Genomic DNA, 18,674 nt, shown 5'->3' with positions numbered 1-18,674 from the left:
GCAGTTGCGGGAGCGCTCCCATGATGGCCGCAGCCCACCCTCACTCCCGAGGGCCCTCACCCGAGAGCACGGAGGACGACTGTGACACCCCTCATCCGCACCCCACACCCCGCCGGGGCGGCCGCCCCCGCGCGCGGGTCGCGGCTGCGCAGGGCCACGGCGATCGGCCTGGCCGCGGGCCTGGCCGCCGCCGGTATCGCGCTGGGCACCAAGGTCACCGCGGGCGCCGCGGTGCAGGGCAGCATCCCCGCCGGCACCCAGTTCTACAAGGACCCCGACTCCCAGGTCGCCCGGTGGGTCGCCGCCCATCCCGGCGACTCCCGCCAGCCGGTCATCTCCCGGCGGATCGCCTCCCAGCCGCAGGCCATCTGGTTCTCCGACTACCGCCCCTCCACCGTCACCGACGACGTCAGAGCCGTCACCACAGCCGCTGCCGCCGCCGGACAGGTGCCCGTACTCGCCGTCTACGAGATCCCCAACCGCGACTGCGGCGGTGCCTCCGCCGGCGGCGCGCCGGACCTGGCCTCGTACGACACCTGGGTACGCGAGTTCGCCGCCGGGCTGGGCAGCGGCCGGTCGATCATCATCCTGGAGCCCGACTCCATCGCCCTGACCACCTGCCTCTCCGCACAGCAGCAGGCCGACCGATTCGCCTCGCTCTCCCGGGCGGCGGCCACCATCCACGCCGCCTCACCCGACGCCATGGTCTACCTGGACGGCGGCCACTCCGCCTGGAACAGCGCCTCGGACCAGGCGGGCCGACTGCGCAGCGCCGGCATCCTGACCAACGCCGACGGCCTCTTCACCAACGTCTCCAACTTCAACACCACGGCGAACGAGGTCAGCTACGCCAAGAACGTGCTGGCCGCGCTGGGCAATCCGGCCGATCTGCACGCCGTGGTGGACACCAGCCGCAACGGCAACGGCCCCGCCCCCGGCGGGGCATGGTGCGACCCGTCCGGCCGGGCGATCGGCGACTACCCCACGGCCGACACCGGGGACCCGGCGATCGACGCCTTCCTCTGGGTGAAGCCGCCGGGTGAGGCGGACGGCTGTGCCGGCGCCGCGGGCACCTTCCTGCCGGACGGGGCGTACGCGCTGGCCTCCGCCGGATCCTCGGACCCGACCCCGCCCGTGACCACCCCACCGACGACGCCCCCGCCGACCACCACCCCGCCCACCACGCCCCCGCCGACGACCACCCCGCCCACGACGCCGGCCGGCGCCTCCTGCTCCGTCACCTACAAGGTCGCCAGCGCCTGGAACGGCGGCTTCACCGCGGATGTGACCGTGCGCAACACGGGCAGCGGTTCCGTCAACGGCTGGTCGCTCACATGGACCTTCCCCGCCGACCAGAAGATCACCAGCGCCTGGAACGCCGACGCCACCCAGTCCGGCGCGACCGTGACCGCCACCGACCTGGGCTACAACGGGACCATCCCGCCCGGCGGTTCCACCAGCTTCGGATTCCAGGGGACGGGCTCCGGCACCACCTCACCCACCGCCTTCACTCTCAACGGTGCCGGCTGCACCGTGTCCTGACGGGCCACCGTTCCCGTACCACCGCGGCGGCCGCCCCGGACGATTCCGGGGCAGGCCGCCGCCGTGCACAGGGCGCCCGCCCTTCCGAGAAGCGTTGCCCCCGAGCTCCTTCGGCGACGCGCGGGAGCTCCAGGAACCCGGCCGCCGTCACGTCCCGCGGGGAAGCCGCCCGTCACTCGTCCGGACCCGCACCCGCGGCCCGAAGGGCCCGGTGGGAGCGGCATCACCCGTACGCCGGGCCTGACGTGCAGGGGATCGACCTGCCCGCAAGCCTAGGATCCGTCACTGGGCAACAGATGTCTGCGGTGCCTGGAACCGGCAAGTTGCGGGTGGTGTAGCGAAGGAGACAGGATGTCGCATCGTGCCGGCAGAACCCGGTGGCGACGCTTCGCGCTCATCCTGACTCCCAGCGTCGCGGCCTGCGCCGCTCTCGGCATCGCCATGGCCCAGGGAGCACTCGCCGCGTCGTTCCTCATCTCCGGCCAGCGGTTCCAGATCAGCGTGGACACCCTGACCGTACGCGGGTTCAGTTCCTACGTCATCGTGGACGTGACCAAGAAGGGCGAGCGGGTGCCGGTCATGGTCACCGGTGCCCGGCATGCGACGATCAGCGGACTGTGCCAGTCCGTACCGATCGACCTTCCGCCGCTGGGCCCGCTCACCTTGAAGCTCACCGGCGGCGACGAGCGTCCCGCCACGGCGTCGAACATGTTCATCGACGCGACGAGCGAGACGGTCGGGCAGGCGGACTTCCAGGACGTCGACATCGGCGTGGCGCAGGGCGCGATCACCAAGGGGCCGGTCGACCCGGGTGACAGGAACTCGCGGTTCTTCGACCCCAACGGAGTCGGGCAGCAGGCCGTGTCGACCACGTTGACCCATGTGCGCCTGACCGCGGTCGCCGTCTCCGCCGGCACGTTCACCATCCCCGGCCTGCACCTGAAGTTCGAGAAGGGCCACCAGGCATGCTTCTGACCCCGCTGCTCCTGACCCCGGCGGGAACACTCGCGGTGGGCCCGGCGTCCACCCCACTCGGCTCTCCGTGCACGCGGCACCGCTGACCAGGACGGTACGTGATCCCTCACCGCCCCACCGGACGCCCGCGAGCGCACTCCGGCCCACGCCCCCGCCCGCGTGTCCTCGTGGCGCGCGCCCGGCGCGCATTCAGAACCTGGCGCGGCGAACGCCCCTTCTGGGCCGGGCTGTTCACGTCGGCGGCGGGCCTGCCCATCCTGTACTGGCCGTACGCCGACCTGAACCTGGGCAGAATCCCGCTGGCCCTGTCGACCACATCCGGCGCCGGATCCCTGGTCATCGGAACCCTGCTCGTCGTCCTGGGCCTCACCCTCTGGTCCCGCCCCCATCTTCGCGTGTTCGCGGGGATCAGCACGCTGCTGCTCACCCTCGTCTCCTTTTCCGTCGCCAACCTCGGCGGCCTGTTCCTCGGGCTGATCAGCGGCCTGGTCGGCGGCAGTCTCGCCTGCTCCTGGATCCCGCCCGACGACACCGAACCGCCCACCGCGACCGAACCGCCCCCGGTCACCGCGCACCAGGAGTCCACGACCGTGCCGTCGGGAGAGAGCCGACGTGGCACCTGACCGCGCCCCCCGGGACACGCACCGTCACGGCCCCGCACCCCGCCGGCCGGGCCCTGTCCGGCCGTTCTTCGGTCTGGCGTCCGGCCGGACGCCACGGCCCGTCGCCCGCGCGCTCGCCCTGGCCACCGTGCCGTTGGCCCTGCACCTTCCCGCCCCCTGGCCCTCGCCGGTGGCTCCGTTCGCCACCCCCGGCGGGACGGGCACTCCCATGGCAGTGGTGAGCGGCCTGCCGGCACCCGGGCTCACCCCACCGCCGTCACCCGGCATCACACCGGCCCCCAGGAGCACGGTCCCCAGCCCGGCCGGTTCCTGGCCGGCGATCTCCGATGCCGACGTGGCGACCCCCGCGCCCGAGGCGCAGGCGTCCGGGAGTTCCACGCCGGCGGTGACGGGCACCTCGCCCTCGCCCTCCGGCGCACCGCCGGCCGAGCAGCCGGCCGTTCGCCCCGCGGAGGTCCCCTGGACGGTGCGCGCCGACCGACTCGTACTGCGGGCCGCCGTGTTCCGCGGCGTCGTCGTCGTACGCACGGGGGCCGGCGCTGTCGAGTCGCTGAAGTTCACCGCGCGGTCGGTGGACGTCGTCAGCCTCGACATGACCGTGGGCCGGGGCCGCGCGGTGATGCGGCTGCGGACGGGAGCCGGTAGCACGTCCACGCTCGAGGGCCGGGGCGAAGACAACGAGGTGACGCTCTACGTCCGCTCGCTGTCCGGCACGCTCACGGCCCTCGGCGGCACCCCGCTCCCGGCCGAGCGCACCGTCACCGTCACACCCGGCTCCGTGCCCTACTGGCTGGCGGGGCCGCCCACCCCCGCACGCAGCCTCACCTTCGTGGACGTGACCGTTTCCCCCCTCGCACAGTCCGGCGCCCACCTGTCCCTCGCGGGGGCACTGATCCGCGTCGGGGCGGGGTGACCGCCCGGCGCGCCGGGCCGCGCTCGGAACGCCGGGCAGGCGAACGGGCCGCCCTTCGGGCTGCCGCCCGCCGCTCCTTCGAACCCGGACCGGTCCCGTGGCCGGAGACGGACGCAACAGCCGGTCAGTGGGCCAGGGGGCGGACGGTGAGTATCTGCTGGGCGTGGCCCACCGGGCCGGTGGTGTCGTGCAGGACGGTGCTGGTGAGGCCCTGGCCGGTGGGGCCGAAGGTGACGGTGGTGTCCAGGCCGGTCCAGTCGCCCACGGGCTGCCGGTGGAGGTGGACGGTCAGGTCGACGTTGGGGAACATCCACGCGGTGGGCGGCTGCCGTACGGCGATGCCGTTGGCCGTGTCCACCAGGGCGAGGTAGGACGCGAGCGGGCTGCTGGTCTCGCCGGCCACCAGGGAGAGCGGGGTGGACACCCAGGCGGTGGTGCGGCCGGGCCGCGGCGGCGTGAGGGGCCGGACGTCGAGGGAGGCGATGTAACCGCCGGGCCACAGCTCGCTCATCGGCCAGGGGGCGAGTCGCTCCGGTGGGGTGAGCCGCTCGGCGGGGTCACCGGCGACGGCCGAGGTGTCGAGGGCGGCGAGGAGCCAGACGCGGGCCCTGACCACCGGACGGTCGGCGATGCGGACGGTGGCTTCGAGGAGTTCGATGGTGCGGCCGGGCCGGACGGTCTCTACCTCGATCTCGCACTCGTCGAGGGCGAGGCGGCCGAGAATGTCGTAGCTGATCCGGGCGGGCAGCAGCCGACCGCCGTCGGGGCGCGCGGCCACGTGACGGTCCACGGCGTGGGCCACGAGGCCGCCGAGCGGGCTGAAGTGCTGCTCGTCCGGGTCCCAGGCGCCACCGGCGTGCGCCGTGGGCTTGTAGCGGGACGCGTCGATCCGGGTGTAGTAGCTGCCGGTGTCGGAGTGGGAGGTCAACGGAGGGTTCTCCTCTGGTGCTTCACAGGGTGTCGAGCAGGACGACGATAGACGCCGGTACCGAGACCGACTGCGCCGCAGCCGTCGTTCGTGATGTCGAACGCTGTTCAGAGTGCCGCGATGCCGCCGGAACACCAGCGCATGGATGAACGCGTCCACCTGCGGTACGTGCGTGCTCCGAGATCCGTCGCGGGTGCGCCCCACCCGGGCCACGGCCGCTCCGGTGCGACCGGCCGAGGGAACGCACCGGGCCGGAGGGCGGCATGCCCGGCGCACCCACCTCATCCGGAACACCCGAAGCCCGAAGTGGTGCCGGACACCCGGAGGTTGCAGAAAACGCATCGTGTCATTGCGCTCACTGCATCGTATGCCGAAGGTGAACCCGTCGAACGCACCAAGCGCAAGGAGCACCGCGGTGATCGAGAAGGAAACGACTTTCTACAGCGAGGGCAGCCGCCTCAAGGCCACCGTCTACTACCCCGACGATCTGCCGGAGGGCGGGCAGCACCCGGCCCTGGTCATCAACTCCGGCTACCAGGGGTTCAACGAGTTCTACCCGAAGATGTTCGCCGGTCGGATGACCGAGCGCGGGTTCGTCTGCCTGGGCTTCGACTACCGGGGCATGGCCGACAGCGAGGGCGAGAAGGGCCGGGTCCTCATCGAGGAGCAGGTCCAGGACGTGCGCAACGCCGTGACGTTCATCCGCGCACAGGAGGACGTCGACCCCCGCCGTGTCGGCCTCGTCGGCTGGGGCATGGGGGCCGCGAACGTCGTCCTCGCCGCCGAGAAGGGTGGCGATGTCGCCGGCGTGGCCGCCCTGAACGGCTTCTACGACGGGGAGCGCTGGCTGAAGTCCATCCACACCTACGACGAGTATCTGAAGATCGTCGACGAGGTGCGGGAGGACCGGGTGCGCCGGGTCCTCCAGGGCGAGTCCAAGCTCGCGGACACCTTTGTCCACTACCCGCTGGACCCCGCGACCGATGACTACGTCCAGAAGGAGCTGGCCCAGGTCTACGGCTTCGGGCACCCGACGCGGCTGCAGTTCACCGAGTCCATCATGGACCTGAAGGTCGAGAGCGTGGTGGCCGGCCTCTCGCCCACACCGCTGTTCATCGCCCACGGCGAGCGCAACACGCTGCACCCCTACGACGAGGCTCTGTCCCTGTACGCCTCCGCCGCTTCACCCAAGACCCTCTACACGGTCGACGGGCGGCACAACGACTTCATGTACAGCGACCACCCTGAGTTCCTGCTCCTGTGCGACCGCCTGAGGGACTTCTTCGACGAGGCCTTCAACGCCCGCGTCGCTCCGGACCGAAGCGTCTCGGCCTGACCGCGACCGCGCAGCGGGCGCCCCGCCGCCCTGTGATGCAGAACATGCAACACGCCGTTGCGTGTTTCACAACCTGTTTCTAAGGTGCCGGGATGGTTCTGGAGCAGAAGCGTGGTCCCGCGGCGCAGAGCGGCGCTTCGCGGGTGATGGCGATACTGGACGCACTCTCCTCGGCCGACCCTGCCGCGTTCCCGGACGGAATGAGCGTCGCGGACGTGGCCAGGGCACTGGGGCGGGAGAAGTCCGTGGTCTCCCGGCAGCTGAGGAGTCTGCTCGAGGCAGGTCTGATCGCCAGGCGCCCCTCGGGCCGGTACGAGCTGAGCTGGCGCCTGTTCGCGCTGGCGGTGCGCGCGGGAGACCAGCGGCTGACCACACTCGCGGCCCCGTTGCTGCTCAGACTGTCCGAGACCGTGCGGGAGCGCAGCTACCTGACCGTTCTCAGCGACGGCGAGGTGCTCACCGTGCACTCGGAGAGCTCGCGACGCTCGATCGAGGCCGTGGACTGGGTGGGCCGCACGGTGCCCGTGCACAAGAGTTCCAGTGGCATGGCCCTGTTGCTCGACCACGACGACGAGCACATCCTCGCCATGGTCCAGCGGGAGGACGGGGTCTCGCCTCGCGCAGCCCGCGAGTTCCTGGCTCGCGTACAGCAGGCCCGGGAACGGGGATACACGGTGGCGAACCGGATCTTCGATCCGGAACTGCTGGGCATAGGGGTGCCGGTGCGGGGCTTCTCCGGCCGGATCGACGCCGCGGTGAACATCTCCGGCCCGGCGTTCCGGATCGAGCCGCGCATCAAGGCGTTCGCCGGCCACCTGCTCTCGACGGTGCAGGCCCTGCAGGCCTCCCTCTGCTCCGACGTGCGCTCCGGCGCCGACCCGGGCGATCCCTGAACGGCCGCCGGCACCCGCCGGTACCCGTCCCTCGCGGGACGACCACAGACACCCATCGACCAGAGCCCAGGACGACAACCATGGAACATCCAGCCCAACCGCTCACCGAGTCCGGCGCCACCGGCCCGCGCCGGCCGCTCCTGGCCGCGGCCTCGCGCCGTGACCGGAAAGGCCCGGCCGGCCGATGAGACTCGTCGCCTATATGACCGACAACGCCGACCTGCTGTTGTTCCTGACGGAGCAGCACATCGAACTCGTGCTGGTCAGCGTCGGGATCTCCGCCGTCATCGGGATCGGGCTCGCCCTCCTCACCCAGTCCGCCCCGCGTCTGCGGCACGCGCTGCTGTCCCTGACGGGAACCCTGCTGACCATCCCGTCCTTCGCCTTGTTCGCCCTCATGATCCCGCTCCTGGGGCTCGGCGTCGCACCGACGATCGTGGCCCTCGCCGTCTACGGCGTCTTCCCGATCCTGCGCAACACGGTCACCGGCATCGAGGCGGTCGACCCCGCCGTCGTCGAGGCCGCACGCGGCCTCGGCATGAGCGCGGGCCGCAGGATGCGCACCGTCGTCCTGCCTCTTGCCTGGCCCGTCATCCTCAACGGGATCCGGACGGCGACGATCATGCTGGTCGCGACGGCGGCCATCGGAGCCGTCGTGCACGGCCCCGGCCTGGGCCAGGAGATCTTCCGGGGCCTGGAGCGCATCGGGGGAGCGAACGCCCTGGAGGAAGCCCTCTCGGGAGTGATCGGAGTGGTACTCGTCGCTCTGATTCTCGACCTGTTGTTCATCGTGATAGCCAAGATCACCGCTCTGCGAGGACTGAATGTCAGATAGGCCCGCCCCGAGCCAGGACGCCATGATCTTCCTTGACGGCGTCTCGAAACAGTACCCAGGTCAGGCCGAGGCAGCCGTCTCGGAGCTGTCGATGGAGATCGGGCGAGGAGAGTTCGTCGTCCTGGTCGGCCCGTCCGGATGCGGCAAGACCACCACTCTGCGAATGATCAACCGCCTGGTCGAGCCGACCCGGGGACGGATCTTCATCGACGGCAAGGACGTCACCCACGCCGACGTGGACAGTCTGCGCCGCGGCATCGGCTACGTCATCCAGCAGATCGGCCTGCTGCCCCACCTGACCATCGCCGACAACGTCGCTCTGGTGCCCAAGATGCTCGGGGCGAAGAAGTCGGAGCGTCATCGGCGGGCGGAGGAACTGCTGGAGCTGGTCGGGCTCGATCCGGCCGTCTACGCCGGCCGGTACCCCAAGCAGCTCTCCGGCGGACAGCAGCAGCGGGTCGGTGTGGCCCGGGCCCTCGCCGCGGACCCGCCGGTGATGCTGATGGACGAACCGTTCGGCGCCGTCGACCCCATCGTGCGGGAGAAGCTGCAGGCGGAGTTCCTGCAACTCCAGACCCGTATCCGCAAGACGATCGTGATGGTCACTCACGACATCGACGAGGCACTGCGACTGGGCGACCGCATCGCCGTCTTCGGCCCCGGCTCCCGCCTGGCCCAGTTCGACACGCCGTTGGCGATCCTGAGCGATCCCGCCGACGACTTCGTCCGCGACTTCGTCGGCTCGGGCGCATCGGTCCGCAGGCTGTCCCTCCTGACGGTCTCGGACGTCGTCGAGTCGTCCCCCGCCGACCTGCCCGGCACGGCGAACGTGGTTCCGGTCGATGCCGCCGAGACCGTCCACAGGGCGCTCGAACTCGTGCTGGCCTCCGGCGCGGAGGGCATCAAGGTCGACGTCGCCGGGGGCGGCAGCCGCTGCCTGGATCTCCAGACCCTGCTCACCTGCGCCGCTCAGCCGACGAAGGTGCTGTCATGAGCAGCGCGGCAGTCGAGGAAGTCCCCGCACCCGGCACGCCCCGCTCCAGCACATGGGCCCTGCCACTGGTCGTGCTGGTCCTGCTGGGCGTCGTCTGGGCCTATGTCCACTCCCTCCACATGGACTCCATCGAGGCGCGCAGTCTGGCACCCGACGTCGTCCTGACCGCGCTCTGGGAGCACGTTCAGCTCGTCGTCGCGTCGACGGTCCTGACCATCGCGATCGGCGTCCCCCTGGGAGTGCTCCTGACCAGGCCCCGCACCAAGAGGGCCGGCGCGATCGTGCTCGCGGCGGCCAACGCCAGCCAGGCGGTGCCGTCCATCGGAGTGCTGGTCGTGCTGGCCATGATCTTCGGCGTGGGCTTCTGGATGGCGGTGGTGGCGCTGGTGCTGTACGCCCTCCTTCCCGTGCTGCGCAACACCATGGTGGGGATCCGGCAGGTCGACCCCGCGCTGATCGACGCGGGCCGCGGAATGGGGATGAGTGCCGCGGAGGTGCTGCGCACCATCGAACTGCCCCTGGCCGTCCCGGTGATGCTGGCCGGCATCCGCGTGGCACTGATCCTGAACGTCGGCGTGGCCACCCTCGCGGCGTTCACCAACGCCGGAGGCCTCGGCTCCGTCATCTCCTCCGGCATCGCCCTCGACCGGATGCCGGTGCTCATCGTCGGCAGCGCCCTCACGATGGCCCTGGCCCTGACCGTCGACTGGCTGGCCGGCCTGGCCGAGCGTGTGCTGCGCCCGCGCGGCATCTGAGACCGAGCTCGCTCCCGTAACCCCCGACCCCCGTTCCTCACCGTAGGAGGTGTTTCGCATGCGCAAGGTCATGCCCGCGGCCGTAGCCCTGCTGTGCGCCGCGCTGAGCAGTGGCTGCGCCCTCACCAGCAGTCCCCCCGGCCGAGGCGGCGGCCCCGCCGAGGACGGCCCCCTCAAGGGCGTCACCCTGAATGTCGCTTCCAAGAACTTCACCGAGCAGCTGCTCTTGTGTGAGATCACCGCCCAGCGGCTCGAGTCACAGGGAGCGAAGGTCAAGCGCACGTGCGGCATGAGCGGAACCAACGCCGTCCGCGCGGCACTGACCAGCGGCGCGGTCGACATGTACTGGGAGTACACCGGTTCCGGCTGGCTGGCCCTGCAGCAGAAGGAGGCCGTCACCGACCCGCAGACCCTGTACCGGAAGCTCAGCGCCATGGACAAGGCCAGGAACGACGTGGTGTGGCTGCCGCCCGCGGCGGCGAACAACACCTACGCGGTCGCGGCGAAGACGCAGACGGCGAAGAAGCTCCATGTCTCCACCCTGTCCGACTACGCCAGGCTCGCCGCGGCAGACCCCGGAAGCGCCGGCTTCTGCGGCGCCTCGGAGTTCTTCGGCCGCGACGACGGGTGGCCCGGGCTGCAGAAGACCTACGGCTTCCGGCTCCCCAAGGACAAGGTGGCCGAGCTCGCGGAAGGGCCGATCTACAACGCCGTCGCCAAGGGCAACCCCTGCGACTTCGGTGAGGTCTTCGCCACCGACGGCAGGATCTCCGCCCTCGGGCTGACCGTCCTGAAGGACGACAAGAAATACTTCCCGCCCTACAACCTCTCGCTCGACGTACGAGGCGCCGTCCTGCACAAGAATCCGGACATATCGACGGTGATGGCCCCGGTGAGCAAGCTGCTCACCACGTCCCAGCTGCAGAAACTCAACGCACGGATCGACGTCGACGGCAAGACTCCCGAGGAGGTCGCAAGCCAGTGGCTCAGCGACAACAAGCTGAAGTGACGAGCGGGCCCGCGTCCGGGACGCTGCGCGTCGGACTCCTCCAGACCGCGCCGGTCTTCGGCGCCGTGGAGGACAACCTCGCCCACATCGCCGAACTGCGCGCCGGCCTCGGCCCGGTCGACCTCGCCCTCACCCCGGAGCTGTCCGTCAACGGCTACGGATTCACCCCCCACAGCGAGTCGGACCTGTTCACGAGCGACGACCCCCGGCTCGCGGGACTCACCTCGCAAGGGGTCGCGGTGGGCTTCGCCGAGCGAAACGACTCCGGTCTGCCCTGGAACACCTACCTCCTGACCGACCCCGTGACAGGCGTCCGGCACCTTCAGCGCAAGCTGCATCCCGTCTCGTACGCGCCGTGGAACGAGCACCTGACGTTCCAGCCCGGCACCGAACTGCCGACCGCCGACATCGGCACCGCCACCATCGCCACCGCCATCTGCAACGACATGTGGCACCCCGTCGTCCCCTGGCTGGCCGCCCACGGCGGAGCCGAGGTACTCGTCGTACCCGTGGCCAGCATGGAGGGCGCCGACCCCACGGGAATCCGCCGCACCTGGGAGGTGATCCTGGAGCACGCCGCCGTGCTGCTGCAGTGCTACGTCGTCTTCGTCAACCGTTGCGGCACGGACGAGGGAAACCGGTTCTGGGGCGGCTCACGCGTCCTGGGCCCCGACGGCGGCGTGCTCGCCCGCCTCGGAGACCGGCCGGGGACCGCCGTGGCCGAACTCGACATGACGGCCCTGCGCCGACTGCGCCAGGACGTCCCCGTGCTCGCGGAGTCCCGGACCGGGTTTCTGGCCGCCGCGCTCGGCGCCCACCACATCCCCGAACGGGAGCAGACGCGTGTTTGACGTCCATGTCCATGCCGCCCCCGACGTGCTGGAACGGATCGGCTACGACGACCAGATCGGCGCGAGCTACGCCGCCGCGGGTTACAGCGGCTTCGTCCTGAAGGCGCACCACGAGTCCACCGTGGGCCGGGCCAGTGCCCTGCACCGCTCCTCGGGGCTGGACGTCGTCGGGGGAGTCGTCCTCAACCGTGCCGTGGGCGGAATCAACCCGGCGGCCGTCCTCTCGGCTCTGTCCACGGGCGGCCGGGTCGTGTGGTTTCCCACCGCGGACGCCCACACCCAGGAGAGCGCCCACCTGCCGCGGCTGGGGGACCTGGACCAGCGACTGGACCGCTCCGTGCTGGCCGTTCCCCCGGTCCTGTCCGCGGACGACGAGGCCGCGAACAACATCGGCCTCGTCCTGGACCTGATCGCCGAGCACGATGCCGTGCTGTGCACCGGGCATCTCAGCGGAGCGGAGTGCGGGTGGCTGCTGGAACAGGCCCTCGACCGGGGCATCAGCAGATTCCTGCTCACGCACCCCTCCTACACCGTCCCCGACATGGCCGTGCCGGAGATCGCCGAACTCGCCGGCAGGGGCGCCTACGTCGAGATCACCGCGTACCAACTCCTCCACCAGCCGGGGATGACAGCCTCCAGGCTGGCCGCCGTCGCGCGGGCAGCGGGGCCACGACTGGTCCTCGCCTCCGACGCCGGACAGCCCGACAGCCCGCAGCCCCCCATGGCCCTCGACCAGCTCATCGACACCCTCGCCGGTCAGGGACTGGACCCTGGACTGCTTCGGGACGCCGCCGGCGACACGCCCAGGAGGCTCGTTCTCCCCTGACGGCGACGGCCGAGCCCGGAGAAGCCGCCGCGGTCCGGGCCCGGCCGCAGGCTCGCGCGGACGCGCCGCGGACAACCACCCCGCCGCGTGCCTCCCCACCGACACCAGCACATCCAGGCGCAGCAACAGCAGGAGTACAGCAGGAGATGGCCTCAACCCCGACAGACGCAACAGACAGTCCCTCGGTCGACGCCGAGGCGTTCCTGGACGGCCTTCGCGCGCGCCTCGGCGGCCTGGTCGACGACTCGTCCCTGACCACGGCGCTCTATGCGACCGACGCATCGAACTACCGGGTCGTCCCGCTGGCGGTGCTCACACCCAGATCGAAGGACGACGTGGTGGCGGCCGTCCGGATCGCCCGCGCGCACCGCGTTCCCGTCACCGTCAGGGGTGCCGGCACCTCCTGCGCAGGCAACGCCGTGGGCCCCGGCCTCGTCATCGACTTCTCCCGGTTCATGCACCGTGTCCTCTCGATCGACCCCGAGTCCTCCACGGCCGTGGTGGAGCCCGGGGTCGTCCTGAGCACGCTCCAGGACGCGGCCCTGCCCTTCGGGCTGCGGTTCGGCCCCGATCCGTCCACCGCCTCCCGCTGCACCATCGGCGGGATGATCGGCAACAACGCCTGCGGTCCGCACGGTCTCTCCTACGGACGTACCGCCGACAACGTGGTCTCGATGACCTGGCTGACCGGCCGCGGCGAGGTCGTCACCGCCGGCTCGGGAACCGGCGCGTTCACCGCGGTTCCCGGTCTCGACGCCTTCGTCTCGGAGCACATGGCCGTGCTGCGCACCGAGTTCGGACGCTTCGGACGCCAGATCTCCGGCTACTCGCTCGAGCACCTGCTGCCGGAGAACGGACGCAACCTCGCGGCCGCCCTCACCGGCACCGAAGGAAGCTGCGGAATCCTCCTGGAAGCCACCGTCAGGCTCGTCCCGCGCGCGTCGGCGCCGGCCTTGTCTGTCCTCGGCTACAGCGACATGGCCGCCGCCGCCGACGATGTGCCGCACCTGCTCCCCTTCGAGCCACTCGCGCTGGAAGGCCTGGACGCACAACTCGTCGACGTCGTCCGCCGGGCGCACGGCGGCGCCGGCGTCCCGCCGCTGCCCGCGGGCGGGGGATGGCTGATGGCCGAGGTCGGCGGCGCGACCTCACACGACGCGGTCGAGGCGGCGCACAAGCTCGTCGCCGCGTCCGGCGCGACCGACTGGGTGGTCCTGCCCGCGGGTCCCGAGGCGACCAGGCTCTGGCAGATCCGCGCCGACGGCGCCGGCCTCGCCGGACGCACCGCCGACGGCCATCAGGCCTGGCCGGGCTGGGAGGACTCCGCCGTCCCCCCGGAAAGACTCGGAGACTACCTGCGCGGGCTCGAGGCCCTCATGGCCGAGGAGGGGGTGTCCGGACTGGCCTACGGCCACTTCGGCGACGGATGCGTGCACGTCCGCATCGACTTTCCCCTGGAGAACGGGGGCGGGCTCATGCGCAGGTTCCTCCAGCGCGCCGCGGCCCTGGCCGCCGAGCACGGCGGCTCGTTGTCCGGGGAACACGGGGACGGGCGCGCCCGCTCCGAGCTGCTGCCCACCATGTACAGCCCCGAAGCGCTGCGGGCGATGGAGGCGTTCAAGGCCCTCCTTGATCCCGAGGACCTCATGAACCCAGGGGTCGTCGTCCGCCCGGCTCCGCTGGACGCGGACCTGCGCCGTCCCCAGGCGCTCGAGCTCCGTGCCGCTGACGGCTTCGCCTTCGCGCACGACGGCGGGAACATCACCGACTCCGTCCACCGATGCGTCGGGGTGGGCAAGTGCCGGGCCGATCTCCGCGGACAGGGCGGCTTCATGTGTCCCTCCTACACCGCGACACGGGACGAGAAGGACTCCACGAGGGGCCGCGCGCGGACGCTCCAGGAGATGCTCAACGGCGGCGTGGTCACGCGAGGCTGGGCCTCTCCCGAGGTTCACGAGGCCCTCGACCTGTGCCTGAGCTGCAAGGCCTGCGCGAGCGACTGCCCCACCGGCATCGACATGGCGATGTTCAAGTCGGAGGCCCTGCACCGGACCTACCAGGGGCGCTTGCGCCCGCTCAGCCACTACACGCTGGGCCGGCTTCCGCAGTGGCTCAGGCTGGCCGCGCCGCTGGCTCCGCTCGTCAACCTCGCCGGCCGGATTCCGGTGCTGCGCAAAGCGATGATGACGATGATGGGCGCGGACACCCGCCGGTCGCTGCCGCCGCTGCCCAGGACGCCGTTCCGCCGGCGGAAGCCGCCGAGAACCGGCGGTGTCGCCCCGGGCGGTCCCAAGGTGCTGCTCTGGGTCGACTCCTTCTCGGACGCTCTGGCCCCGGACATCCCGCGGGACGCCCTCGAGGTGCTGTTCGCCGCCGGGTGCGACGTCGAGATCGCCGGCCCCGGCGCCTGCTGCGGACTGACCCTCGTCTCCACCGGCCAGCTCACCGCCGCCAAGGCCGCTCTCCGAAAGACCGTCGACGTCCTGCTTCCCCATGTCAGGGAGGGCCGGACCGTCGTGGGCCTCGAGCCCAGCTGCACCGCCACGCTGCGCTCGGACCTGCTCGAGCTCCTCCCCGACGACCCCCGCGCAGCGGAGCTGTCCCGCTCGGTCAGGACCGTCGCCGAGTTCCTCACCTCCATCGGCTGGACGCCGCCCCGAGCGGCGCACAAACTCCTTGTCCAGCCGCACTGCCACCACTACTCCGTCATGGGATACGACGCGGACCGGGCACTCCTGGAGGCCATGGGCTGCGATGTCGAGATCTCCGCGGGATGCTGCGGTCTCGCCGGGAACTTCGGCATGGAGAAGGGCCACTACGAGCTGTCCGAGAAGATCGCGCGCGACGGCATCCTCGCCAAGGCATCCGCCGGAGGGGACCGTCAGATCCTCGCCGACGGCTTCTCCTGCCGCACCCAGGTGCGCGACCTCGCCGGCCTGGACGGCCGCCACCTGGTGCAGATCCTCGCCGAGGCCCTCCGGCGGGGAGGGCGCACGGCCGGGTGACCGACGCGAGGTGACGCGGTCCCGCCCGGCGCGGGGCCGCGCCGCGGAGAGGGACGCACCTGGTCAGGACTGGCCGACGGCCGTCCGGGTGTCACCGTGCGACGCCTCCAGGCGCCGGGCGGCCTCGGCGGCCGTGCAGTGGGCGAGGAGCATGACGACGGCGGTCTTGGCATGGCCGTCGGCCGCCCGCAGGGCCTCGGCGGCCGTCTCGGGGTCGGCACCGGTGGCCTGGACGACCATGCGGCGGGCCCGGTCGACGAGCTTGTCGTTACTGGCCCGGACGTCGACCATGAGGTTGCCGTAGACCTTGCCGACCCGCACCATCGAGGCGGTGGAGAGCATGTTGCAGACCATCTTCTCGGCGGTGCCGCCCTTGAGGCGGGTCGATCCGGTGAGGACCTCGGGGCCGGTCGGGACCTCGATCGGGATGTCCGCGTAACGGCTGATCAGCGCGTCGCGGTTGCAGGCGACCGACACGGTGGCGGCGCCCTTGGCGGCGGCGTGCTTCAGGCCGCCGACGACGTACGGCGTGCGGCCGCTGGCGGCGAGCCCGACGACCGTGTCCCGTTCGTTCACGCCGATCTCGTCGAGGTCCACGACCGCCCGCTCGGGCTCGTCCTCCGCCCCCTCGACCGCCGTGACGAAGGCGCTCGGGCCGCCGGAGAGCAGGCCCACGACCTGGTCGGGGGAGGTGCCGAAGGTCGGCGGGCACTCGACGGCGTCGAGCAGGCCGATACGCCCGCTGGTGCCGGCCCCGAGGTAGATCAGCCGACCGCCCCGCCGCAGCGACTCGGTGATCGCCTCGACGGCGGCGCCGATCTCCGGGAGGGCGTCGCGTACGGCGAGGGCGACGGTCTGGTCCTCGGCGTTCATGACCGAGAGCAGTTCGGTGACCGGCATGCGGTCGAGTTCGGCGGTCCGGTCGTTGCGGGTTTCGGTGCCGAGTGTGCTGAGGTCCACGGGGCGGGTCGTCCTTTCGGGGTGGTGCTCAGGGGAGGCGCGCGCAGGCGGTCAGTCGCCGGCCGGGGCGCGGCGCTGCGCCTGCGGGCGCCTGCGGCGGTAGACCGCCCGGTACGTCTTCTCCAGCGCCGCGGTCGTGGCGTCGAAGGAGCGCTGGGCGACGCCGACGAACAGGCAGTCGATGACGGCGAGCTGGGCGATGCGGCTGACGGTCGCGCCCGAGCGGAAGGGGGTCTCCCGGGCGCAGGTCGTCAGCACGAGGTCCGCGCTCCGAGCGAGGGTGGAGCGCGACACGTTGGTCAGGGCGATGGTGGTGGCGCCGCGGTCGGCGGCGGCCTGGAGGGGTTCGACGGTGTCCTCGGTCTCCCCGGAGTGGGAGATGGCCAGGGCGACGTCACCCGGGCCGAGGAGCGCGGTGGCGGTGAGGGCGGCGTGCCGGTCGGTCCAGACGAACGCCATGCGGCCGATGCGGTGCAGCTTCTGGTGCAGGTCCTGGCCGACGAACGCGCTGGCCCCGACGCCGAAGATGTCGATCCGCCGGGCCGCCGCCACGGCGTCGACGGCGCCCCGCAACACCTCGATGTCCAGCTCCTCCCCGGAGTCCTCCAGGGCACGCACCTCGTTGTAGATGATCTTGCTGACGATCTCGCCGAGCGTGTCCGTGGCGCTGATGTCGGTGCTCGGCGCGGGACGCTCCCCGCCGAGGGCGCTCTCACGGGCCGCGGCCGCGGCCAGGGTGAGGCGCAACTGGGGGTAGTTGCCGATCCCTATGGTCCGGCAGAAGCGCATCACGGTGGCCACGGATGTGGCGGCACGCCCGGCGAGCGCACTGATGGACAGTTCCGACGCCTGTGCCGGATCGCTCAGTACGGCCTCGGCCACCCGACGTTCCGAAGGGGGCAGGGAGGGCAGTGCCGCGTGGATGCGCGCCAGGGTCGCGGCGGGGGAGGCGTCCTGCGCCGGCTGGGCTGGTCCACGGGGTGGTTCCTGGCGGGCCATGGGAGGTTCCCTTCACAGTGGCTGGGCGACACGTTAACCATGCGCCGGACGCTTCGTCAAAAAGTTACGCACTGAATTGCCTGAAGTTACTTATTGACATCCGGATGTTGGCCTTCCGATACTCGCTGGACCGCGTCCGTACCGGTCACCGGTCCCCGGCATCCGCCGGCCGTCCGTGACCGCGCCGGACGCGGCGGATCCCCGAAGACACGAAGGCGTGGCGCATGACAGCAGCAGTGGCGGTGGACCTGGGCAAGACCGGCTGCCGTGCCGTGCTGTGGCACGACGGCACCGGTTCCGTCTCCCACGTCCACGAAGTGCCCGGAGCCCCCGGGCTCGCCGCCGACGACGGTGTGGCGAGGGCCCTGGCCGCCGTGCGCGCCGCCGTCCTGCCACTTCTGGAAGGGCAGCCGCCGTCCCGGCTGGCGGCGCTCTGCGTGGGCGCGGCGGGTGCGGCCACCGCACCGGAGGCGGCTCGCGAACTGGCCGGTCTGCTCCTGCACGACCTGCCCGCGGACGAGGTGGCCGTCACCAGCGACGCGGTCACCGCCCATGCGGGCGCCCTCGGCGGCAGCACCGGTGTCGTGCTCGCGATCGGCACCGGATCGGTCGCCGTCGGCATCGGCGACCACGGCTCCTACGCCCGCGTCGACGGCTGGGGCCCCTGGCTCGGCGACGAGGGCAGCGGTGCCTGGATCGGCGCCGCCGGACTGCGGGCAGCGCTCCGCGCCCACGACGGACGCGGACCGGACACGGCGCTGCTGGCCGCCGCCGCGGAGCGCTTCGGCGACCCGGACCGGCTGCCCTCGGCGGTCGGGCGGGACGGGAATCCGGCCCGCACCGCGGCCTCCTTCGCCCCGGACGTGGCCCGCACGGCCGCCGCGGGTGACGCCGCCGCAGCCGCGATCATCCAGGACGCCGCCACCGCACTCGGTGCGGCGGTGACCGCCGCCGCCCGCCGCATCGGCGGCGACGCCCTCCCCGTCACCGTCACGGGCGGGCTCACCGGCCTCGGCGAACCGCTCCTCGGCCCGCTGCGCTCGGCACTCGCCGCCTCCCCGCACCCCCTGCACCTGCGGCCCCCGCTCGGGGACCCGCTGGACGGTGCCCGCCTGCTGGCGCTGAACACGTCGGCACCGCACGAACCCCACGTCGTCCGCCTGCGCCGGACGACGTCCCCGTCCCCTGTCCCCACCCGGCCGGCGACCCCGCCGGCCACTGCCTAGGAGT

The 18,674-nt window shown here is 71.9% G+C and carries 17 protein-coding genes; 14 read left to right on the top strand and 3 right to left on the bottom strand.

Annotated elements, in window-relative coordinates; translation table 11 throughout:
* Nucleotides 1-81 precede the first annotated feature (81 nt).
* The 4 genes from ACWDUZ_RS24775 (at nucleotide 82) to ACWDUZ_RS24760 (ending at nucleotide 4,053) form a co-directional block, all read left to right on the top strand.
* Nucleotides 82-1,542, top strand: a complete 1,461-nt coding sequence (locus ACWDUZ_RS24775; protein WP_451633991.1) for a glycoside hydrolase family 6 protein — start codon at nucleotides 82-84, stop codon at nucleotides 1,540-1,542.
* 351 nt (nucleotides 1,543-1,893) lie between these two features.
* The gene (locus tag ACWDUZ_RS24770; RefSeq protein ID WP_451633990.1) at nucleotides 1,894-2,517 is read left to right on the top strand and encodes a DUF6230 family protein; all 624 of its coding nucleotides are present in this window, start codon (nucleotides 1,894-1,896) and stop codon (nucleotides 2,515-2,517) included.
* 98 nt (nucleotides 2,518-2,615) lie between these two features.
* A complete protein-coding gene (locus ACWDUZ_RS24765; protein WP_451633989.1) occupies nucleotides 2,616-3,140 on the top strand; it encodes a DUF6114 domain-containing protein in 525 nt (174 codons plus the stop codon).
* Entirely contained in the window at nucleotides 3,130-4,053 is a 924-nt protein-coding gene (locus ACWDUZ_RS24760) for a hypothetical protein (protein WP_451633988.1), read from the top strand. The genes ACWDUZ_RS24765 and ACWDUZ_RS24760 overlap by 11 nt, the downstream gene beginning before the upstream one ends.
* 124 nt (nucleotides 4,054-4,177) lie before the next feature.
* On the opposite strand, the gene ACWDUZ_RS24755 is transcribed toward ACWDUZ_RS24760, so the two are convergent.
* Nucleotides 4,178-4,981, bottom strand: a complete 804-nt coding sequence (locus ACWDUZ_RS24755) for a thioesterase family protein (RefSeq protein WP_451633987.1) — start codon at nucleotides 4,979-4,981, stop codon at nucleotides 4,178-4,180.
* Between the two features lie 415 nt (nucleotides 4,982-5,396).
* Here ACWDUZ_RS24755 and ACWDUZ_RS24750 point away from each other — a divergent pair, with 415 nt between their 5' ends.
* The 9 genes from ACWDUZ_RS24750 to ACWDUZ_RS24710 all read left to right on the top strand — a co-directional run bounded on the left by ACWDUZ_RS24750 (nucleotide 5,397) and on the right by ACWDUZ_RS24710 (nucleotide 15,485).
* A complete protein-coding gene (locus ACWDUZ_RS24750; protein ID WP_451633986.1) occupies nucleotides 5,397-6,317 on the top strand; it encodes an alpha/beta hydrolase in 921 nt (306 codons plus the stop codon).
* 92 nt (nucleotides 6,318-6,409) lie between these two features.
* Nucleotides 6,410-7,210 carry an IclR family transcriptional regulator gene (locus ACWDUZ_RS24745; RefSeq protein WP_451633985.1) on the top strand — a complete coding sequence of 267 codons (801 nt, stop codon included), beginning with the start codon at nucleotides 6,410-6,412 and terminating at the stop codon, nucleotides 7,208-7,210.
* Nucleotides 7,211-7,412: 202 nt separating this feature from the next.
* Nucleotides 7,413-8,045, top strand: a complete 633-nt coding sequence (locus tag ACWDUZ_RS24740; RefSeq protein WP_451633984.1) for an ABC transporter permease — start codon at nucleotides 7,413-7,415, stop codon at nucleotides 8,043-8,045.
* Nucleotides 8,035-9,039: an ABC transporter ATP-binding protein gene (locus ACWDUZ_RS24735; protein WP_451633983.1), complete on the top strand. Its 1,005-nt coding sequence runs from the start codon at nucleotides 8,035-8,037 to the stop codon at nucleotides 9,037-9,039. Before ACWDUZ_RS24740 ends, ACWDUZ_RS24735 begins: the two co-directional genes overlap by 11 nt.
* The gene (locus ACWDUZ_RS24730) at nucleotides 9,036-9,794 is read left to right on the top strand and encodes an ABC transporter permease (protein WP_451633982.1); all 759 of its coding nucleotides are present in this window, start codon (nucleotides 9,036-9,038) and stop codon (nucleotides 9,792-9,794) included. The genes ACWDUZ_RS24735 and ACWDUZ_RS24730 overlap by 4 nt, the downstream gene beginning before the upstream one ends.
* A gap of 58 nt (nucleotides 9,795-9,852) precedes the next feature.
* Nucleotides 9,853-10,803 (top strand): glycine betaine ABC transporter substrate-binding protein, encoded by a 951-nt coding sequence (locus ACWDUZ_RS24725; protein WP_451633981.1) that lies wholly within the window; start codon nucleotides 9,853-9,855, stop codon nucleotides 10,801-10,803.
* Nucleotides 10,800-11,654, top strand: a complete 855-nt coding sequence (locus ACWDUZ_RS24720) for a carbon-nitrogen hydrolase family protein (protein WP_451633980.1) — start codon at nucleotides 10,800-10,802, stop codon at nucleotides 11,652-11,654. Before ACWDUZ_RS24725 ends, ACWDUZ_RS24720 begins: the two co-directional genes overlap by 4 nt.
* A complete protein-coding gene (locus tag ACWDUZ_RS24715; protein ID WP_451633979.1) occupies nucleotides 11,647-12,480 on the top strand; it encodes a DUF6282 family protein in 834 nt (277 codons plus the stop codon). Before ACWDUZ_RS24720 ends, ACWDUZ_RS24715 begins: the two co-directional genes overlap by 8 nt.
* A 146-nt stretch (nucleotides 12,481-12,626) precedes the next feature.
* Nucleotides 12,627-15,485, top strand: coding sequence for an FAD-binding and (Fe-S)-binding domain-containing protein (locus ACWDUZ_RS24710; RefSeq protein ID WP_451633978.1), 2,859 nt, complete (start codon nucleotides 12,627-12,629; stop codon nucleotides 15,483-15,485).
* 63 nt (nucleotides 15,486-15,548) lie between these two features.
* Here ACWDUZ_RS24710 and murQ read toward each other — a convergent pair whose 3' ends face one another.
* A complete protein-coding gene (murQ, locus tag ACWDUZ_RS24705) occupies nucleotides 15,549-16,445 on the bottom strand; it encodes an N-acetylmuramic acid 6-phosphate etherase (protein WP_451633977.1) in 897 nt (298 codons plus the stop codon).
* Between the two features lie 51 nt (nucleotides 16,446-16,496).
* Nucleotides 16,497-17,444, bottom strand: a complete 948-nt coding sequence (locus ACWDUZ_RS24700; RefSeq protein ID WP_451633976.1) for a MurR/RpiR family transcriptional regulator — start codon at nucleotides 17,442-17,444, stop codon at nucleotides 16,497-16,499.
* A 224-nt stretch (nucleotides 17,445-17,668) separates the two neighbouring features.
* Between ACWDUZ_RS24700 and ACWDUZ_RS24695 the strand changes: the two genes are divergently transcribed.
* On the top strand, nucleotides 17,669-18,670 hold the full coding sequence (locus ACWDUZ_RS24695) for an N-acetylglucosamine kinase (RefSeq protein ID WP_451633975.1): 1,002 nt from the start codon (nucleotides 17,669-17,671) through the stop codon (nucleotides 18,668-18,670).
* The last annotated feature ends 4 nt before the right edge of the window (nucleotides 18,671-18,674 follow it).

Source organism: Streptomyces sp. NPDC003393, from assembly GCF_053589015.1.
The sequence above is the reverse complement of the archived record's forward strand: the minus strand, read 5'-3'. Positions and strand labels throughout refer to the sequence as shown.

What these genes read in the sequence shown, in the direction of transcription:
- ACWDUZ_RS24740 (WP_451633984.1), top strand. Translation starts at nt 7,413, where the DNA reads ATGACCGACAACGCCGACCTGCTGTTGTTCCTGACGGAGCAGCACATC.
- ACWDUZ_RS24730 (WP_451633982.1), top strand. Translation starts at nt 9,036, where the DNA reads ATGAGCAGCGCGGCAGTCGAGGAAGTCCCCGCACCCGGCACGCCCCGC.
- ACWDUZ_RS24695 (WP_451633975.1), top strand. Translation starts at nt 17,669, where the DNA reads ATGACAGCAGCAGTGGCGGTGGACCTGGGCAAGACCGGCTGCCGTGCC.
- ACWDUZ_RS24745 (WP_451633985.1), top strand. Translation starts at nt 6,410, where the DNA reads ATGGTTCTGGAGCAGAAGCGTGGTCCCGCGGCGCAGAGCGGCGCTTCG.
- ACWDUZ_RS24710 (WP_451633978.1), top strand. Translation starts at nt 12,627, where the DNA reads ATGGCCTCAACCCCGACAGACGCAACAGACAGTCCCTCGGTCGACGCC.
- ACWDUZ_RS24770 (WP_451633990.1), top strand. Translation starts at nt 1,894, where the DNA reads ATGTCGCATCGTGCCGGCAGAACCCGGTGGCGACGCTTCGCGCTCATC.
- ACWDUZ_RS24725 (WP_451633981.1), top strand. Translation starts at nt 9,853, where the DNA reads ATGCGCAAGGTCATGCCCGCGGCCGTAGCCCTGCTGTGCGCCGCGCTG.
- ACWDUZ_RS24700 (WP_451633976.1), bottom strand. Translation starts at nt 17,444, where the DNA reads ATGGCCCGCCAGGAACCACCCCGTGGACCAGCCCAGCCGGCGCAGGAC.
- ACWDUZ_RS24735 (WP_451633983.1), top strand. Translation starts at nt 8,035, where the DNA reads ATGTCAGATAGGCCCGCCCCGAGCCAGGACGCCATGATCTTCCTTGAC.